Raw genomic sequence first — 4,455 nt, forward strand, 5'->3', positions numbered from 1 at the left:
CGCGCAGCCAGCCGCTTGGCAGGCGAGCATGGCGAAACCCTTGCCGGGCTGTCCGACCGGTGGCTTTTAACCGGCGTTTCGGGTGGGGGTGGGTTTCCGATATTTCGGGTGAACGGGGTGCGAGGCGCATTCCCGTCCCGGCGGACTGCTAACGATGCAGCGGGGATAAAGGGTGGCAGAGTCCCCGTTCAGGGGAACACGCCGACGCGTGATCCGATCGTCCGGCCGGTCTCGTCTTTCATTGCCGGATCCGGATCATCGGCAATGCCGAGCGTGGCGGTTTCGCGGGTGATCCGTGCCGCGAAGCGAAGGGCCCGGCATCCCGGGTCGAGCTTCCCGACCGGGAAGGGCACGAGATCGAGTACCCGGCAGGAGGGCCATTGGCGGATGACGATGGTGTTGCACACCTCGTCGAGTGACCAGGTGATGGATCCGACCATCGCTCCGTTTAAGACATCGGCCTGGATCAGGCGCAGAAGCGTGAGTTCGCTCGGTGAGTGCGGCGCATCGAGCATGGCGCGGAAGGCGGCGGTGGTTCGAACGATCAGGGTCTCGCGCGCCGGTGCGTCGTGGGGCGCGAGGAGGGCGGTCGGCATCGGGTTCAGCGCGACCACATTATAGGTGCTGCTCATTCTCGTGATCCTTGATTGCGGGGTTATCTTCTCCTTGAAGACGTCCATCGCGCGGCCGCGGTCTGGCCGGCCGAGCAAGGGGGCGCGCCTCCTTCGGCGCGCGGGCCGCCCTGTGCGGCCCTCACCCTTGCGGGGCCGGACAGAACCGTGGCAGCCGCAGGATTGATCGATTTTCGATTTCGTTTTTATGCGGAGTCTGGATTTCAACCGCTCTGCATTGTTGGTGCATCCGCCGCTTCGGTCACCGGTCTGGCGTGGATGGGATTGACGGTGGTCTCCGACATCGGACGCAAACACATCGTGCCGGTCTTATGGGCGGCTTCGAACGCGACCCGGAAACTGCCGGCGATCAGCGCAGCCAGGGAGGACTGGTGCTCGGCTTCGCTCTTTGCCGGTTGGCCGAACAGCGACCTCGTGCTCCGGTGATACGCATCTCCTGCGCGCATCGCCTCGATGTAGAGGCATCCGACAAGCCGCTCGATCATCCCCTCAAGCTCGTCTTCGATCATGAACGGGGCCATCGTCTGGATCATCGCGGTCATCCATGCGGCGGTTTTCCCCTCGAGGTCCTTCCAGTCGGCCTGGTCGGTGTCGAGCCGGACCACGATCTTCAGCATTTCGGGGTACGAGGGGCACATCAGCGTCACGTGGTTGCGCCAACTGGTGCAGGTGGTCATCGTGCTGGTCATTTTGTGGGTTCCTTCATTCGGTATGAAAACGATCATCGCGCGGTCACGATCTGGCTGACCGGGCAAGGGCGCGTGTCTCCTTCAGCGCGCGGGCCGCTCTATGCGGCCTTTACCCTTGCGGGGACGGTCAGAACCGTGACAGGCGGGCAGGGGTTCGGTTTACTGGATGCGATCGGCTGTCTGGACAGCTACACGCGCCGGAGCCTACTCGTTGTCGGAGAGGGGGGCGGGGACAGGGGTCGCTGCGTCGGTGGCCGGTTCGGCCGCAACCGTTGGATTGTTCTGATCCTTCTTTCCAATCGAAAGCCACGAGATCCCAGGGGCGCAAACGCCTTCGAATGTCGTCCTCATGGCTCCTGCGACCAGAGCGGCACAGACCGAATTCCATTTTTCCGGGCTGCCGGGGGGACGATAGAACAGGGCGTTGGTGCTCTGGTGATACGCTTGCCCAGCGATCATCGCCTCGCGGTAGAAGAATTGATTGAGCCGGACGATGAAACCCTCCAGTTCGGCGGTGTCCATGAACTCGGCCAGTGATTCGACCAGCAGATTCATCCATGAAGCGGTTTCGGTCCGGAGGGCGGGCCAATTCGCGTCGGCGGTTCCGAGGGTGCGGACGATGGTTTGCATCTCCTCGACGCCGGGACAGCTGAGGATGACATGTTCCCGCCAGTTGGCGCATTTATCGGTGCTGATCAACATCGTGATCTCCATTGTTGGAATGATCTTCATTTCGAAGACAATTACCGCCACTCATGGTGCGAGGCCGGGGGCCAGGGCGTGAGGTATGGCATTGCCGAAGAGTCCGAAGCTCGACCGAAGCGGGCTGACCGCGGGCGGCGGATCGCCGTCCGCGGTCAGTCCGCCTGAGGGAGACTGAGGGCCGTTTGGCAATGCCATGCCTCGCCCCTTGCCGCTGGCTTCGCTCCATGAGAGGACTTCATCCACATTCGTCGATGGTTCGTTTCATGGCAGGACTTCGTTTCAAGTTATCTTTCTGGGGCTCTTTCGATGGCAGATCCTGATGCGCCTCGTGCCGGTTCGTCGCCGTCGATCGCCGAAGACATGGCGCTCTATGATAGATTTCCTGGAACGGGTGACGTCGGTCGGCTGGCCGGTCGATCCGGTCACGCGGCATGAGATGGATTGGGAACACCGTTCGCAGATTTTCCCACCAGGTGTTGAATGACGCTGGACCAGATCAATCCCTCTGAGGATGGTCATCGCTGGACCGAGGCCGAGGACCGGATTCTCTATGAAGGATTTCTGTTGAACGACGTGCCGAGGATCATCAGTGTCAGATGTGGCAGGAGTCTTGCAGCCATCCGTCGGCGGATGATTCGTCTCGGCCTGATCGACGCGAATGGAGTGCGCAACAACGATCCGCCGCTTTTCGATCAGATCCGTGCAAAGTTTCATGGCGGCGGGATAGCGACCAATGGTGAACCTGGCGGGGAGATCGATCGCTGATGTGTGGACGAATTGCGCAGGTTTTTCCCGATGGGTCATTTGATCGACTGCTTGGCAGCAAGGGTGCTCCGGTTCCGCGCATCGAACGCTGGAATGTTGCGCCGAGCGATGGCGTGCTGGCGGTTTGTCGGGGTGAGGGCCGTAGCCGAGTGCTCTGCACGGCGGATTGGGGGTTTCTGGCGCCCTGGGAGAAGATCCCCGAACTAGCAAAAATACGGCCGATCAATGCGAAGGCCGAGACCGTCGCCAGCAACAAGATGTTCAGCACTGCGTTCCGAACCCGGCGGTGCCTTGTTCCGGTCCGCTGCTGGTATGAATGGAAACCGGTCGCACCCGGGCTGAAGCAGCCATACGCGATGGGGCGCACGGATGGGCAGCCGATCACTCTTGGCGGGATCATCTCGCTGCACCGGCCCCATCGGGATTTTCCGGCGGAATTGTCGCTCGCGATCATCACCACACCGGCACCGGACGCGCTCGCCGACATCCATGGCCGGGCACCCCTGGTGGTGGCCGAGGCGGACTGGCCAATCTGGCTTGGCGAGGTTTCAGGGGATCCCTCCGCTATTCTCGCGCGGAGTGCCGCCGGCGAGGTTCCGGCCTGGCCGGTGGCCCGCACGGTCAATCGGGTTGGCACTGACGGTCCAGGACTGATCGAGTCGGTGGAGATCGAGGCAGAGGCAATGACGATCGAAGGTCATGCATGATGTATGAGCCAGCCATGGGTCACGATAATTCAATGAGGTCGAAGACATGAACGAGCGGGGAAGGGGGGTCGACACTTTCGCTGATGCGCCAGCCCCGGCGCTGCAGCGGATGGTCGGGCGGTGGCCTGTTGCGAGCGGGCTGATCCTGGCAGGAACCTATGCCGCAATCGCGATCCACACGGGGATGGCGGCCTGGCATTTTCCGATCAGGAGCGAACTCGGCAGGATGGGGGTCATCGTGGTCTGGCTTGCCCTGATGATCCTGCTGCCCGTGATGTACTGGACCTTCTGGGTTGCCAGTCGCCTGCGCTGGATCCGGGGTCAGATCATGGCGGCGCCGGCGAACGACGACGGGCCGGAGACGGGCAGGATCATCCGCAGCGGCACTCGCCTTCTCGTCTGGTCGGAACGGAGCCATCTCGTGGCCAACTGGTCGCTGTGGGTCGCGACGGCGATGGCGGTGATCGGTCTCGGCCTCATCATTCGGGCTCAGGGCTGACGCAGGAGCGACCTGTGCGATCCCGTCTTGGCTGATCCTGTCTGGAGCCTCTCCGCAGGATGATCAGATTCCGGCTTTCATCAGGACCTCATTCCAGTCTTTCGCGTCTCCGGGCGGCCGCAACCGTTCGACGGTGATGACGATCGGTGCGATCGTTTCCTCGATCCGCGCAGCGTGGCGATCTCCCGGTCGATCGGCGTCGGTGGCAATGGCCAGGGTGCCGTTGACCGATCCGAGTGCCTCCACCAAGTGACGCAGCGCCGTGACGGTGCCCGGTCCCAGCCCGCCGGTGGTGGCGACATAAATCGTGTCGGTCCGGCCCTGCTCGAGTGCCGCGAGGCTCAGGGCGTCGATCGGCGCTTCGGTCACTGCTACCCGCCGGTAGTCGCCGATCGTGCCGCCGGGCGCGAAACGGAACAAGCTCTTCTGTCCGCCGCGGAGCACCCCCCGGAAATCGG

7 protein-coding genes are annotated in these 4,455 nt (G+C 62.9%); 3 read left to right on the plus strand and 4 right to left on the minus strand.

Annotated features, from left to right (window positions below; genetic code table 11):
• Nucleotides 1-188: 188 nt before the first annotated feature.
• The 3 genes from ACP5E6_RS16380 to ACP5E6_RS16390 form a co-directional block, all read right to left on the minus strand.
• Nucleotides 189-632, minus strand: a complete 444-nt coding sequence (locus tag ACP5E6_RS16380; protein WP_427955906.1) for a hypothetical protein — start codon at nucleotides 630-632, stop codon at nucleotides 189-191.
• 203 nt (nucleotides 633-835) lie between these two features.
• A complete protein-coding gene (locus ACP5E6_RS16385; protein WP_427955908.1) occupies nucleotides 836-1,321 on the minus strand; it encodes a hypothetical protein in 486 nt (161 codons plus the stop codon).
• A 204-nt stretch (nucleotides 1,322-1,525) separates the two neighbouring features.
• Nucleotides 1,526-2,023, minus strand: coding sequence for a hypothetical protein (locus tag ACP5E6_RS16390; RefSeq protein WP_427955910.1), 498 nt, complete (start codon nucleotides 2,021-2,023; stop codon nucleotides 1,526-1,528).
• A gap of 567 nt (nucleotides 2,024-2,590) precedes the next feature.
• Between ACP5E6_RS16390 and ACP5E6_RS16395 the strand changes: the two genes are divergently transcribed.
• Genes ACP5E6_RS16395 through ACP5E6_RS16405 form a run of 3 tightly spaced genes read left to right on the plus strand, consistent with a single transcriptional unit; the run spans nucleotide 2,591 to nucleotide 3,997 of the window.
• Nucleotides 2,591-2,791, plus strand: a complete 201-nt coding sequence (locus tag ACP5E6_RS16395) for a hypothetical protein (RefSeq protein ID WP_427955912.1) — start codon at nucleotides 2,591-2,593, stop codon at nucleotides 2,789-2,791.
• Nucleotides 2,791-3,498, plus strand: coding sequence for an SOS response-associated peptidase (locus ACP5E6_RS16400; protein WP_427955914.1), 708 nt, complete (start codon nucleotides 2,791-2,793; stop codon nucleotides 3,496-3,498). Before ACP5E6_RS16395 ends, ACP5E6_RS16400 begins: the two co-directional genes overlap by 1 nt.
• 46 nt (nucleotides 3,499-3,544) lie before the next feature.
• On the plus strand, nucleotides 3,545-3,997 hold the full coding sequence (locus ACP5E6_RS16405) for a hypothetical protein (protein ID WP_427955916.1): 453 nt from the start codon (nucleotides 3,545-3,547) through the stop codon (nucleotides 3,995-3,997).
• Between the two features lie 63 nt (nucleotides 3,998-4,060).
• Here the strand turns inward: ACP5E6_RS16405 and ACP5E6_RS16410 are convergent.
• Nucleotides 4,061-4,455: toprim domain-containing protein (locus tag ACP5E6_RS16410; protein ID WP_427955918.1), on the minus strand; the 395-nt coding region annotated here is incomplete at its 5' end.

Source organism: Acidiphilium sp. (assembly GCF_049977125.1).
Lineage (GTDB): Bacteria > Pseudomonadota > Alphaproteobacteria > Acetobacterales > Acetobacteraceae > Acidiphilium.